The organism is Catenulispora rubra (assembly GCF_015356825.1).
Classification (GTDB): domain Bacteria; phylum Actinomycetota; class Actinomycetes; order Streptomycetales; family Catenulisporaceae; genus Catenulispora; species Catenulispora rubra.
Genome location: NZ_JAACYW010000816.1, coordinates 1 through 390, shown reverse-complemented (window position 1 = coordinate 390; position 390 = coordinate 1). Strand labels below are relative to the sequence as shown.

General features: G+C 71.3%; 1 protein-coding gene. It reads left to right on the top strand.

Annotated elements, in window-relative coordinates:
• A partial coding sequence (locus GWK61_RS55550; protein ID WP_194922414.1) for a phosphotransferase family protein occupies positions 1–390 on the top strand: 390 nt, incomplete at both ends.

The window sequence follows — 390 nt, the reverse complement described above, 5'->3', positions numbered from 1 at the left end:
GGTGAGATCCTCGCGCGCATCCACGCGCTCGATGTCGCGTGGACCCACGGGTCGGTCCAGGAGCCGACGGCACGGGACTGGCCCGAGCTCGCCGCGCGGGCGGCGGCGACTGGACAGCCTTGGGCTGACGAACTCGCCTCCCAGGTCCAGACGTTCCTCGCGATCGCCCGCTTCGTCGACACCTGCGAACGGGCGGGCCCGGTCGTGCTGACCCACCAGGACATCCGACCGTGGAACCTGCTCGCTCGGCAGGGTCGGCCGGTGGTGCTCGACTGGGAGCTCTCGGGGATGCTCGACGTGGCCGGTGAGCTCGGCTCGACGGCGCTGAGCCTGGCGAAGGGACCTGGCTTCGACGACATCAGGCCCGCTGTCTTCCGCTCGGTCCTGGAC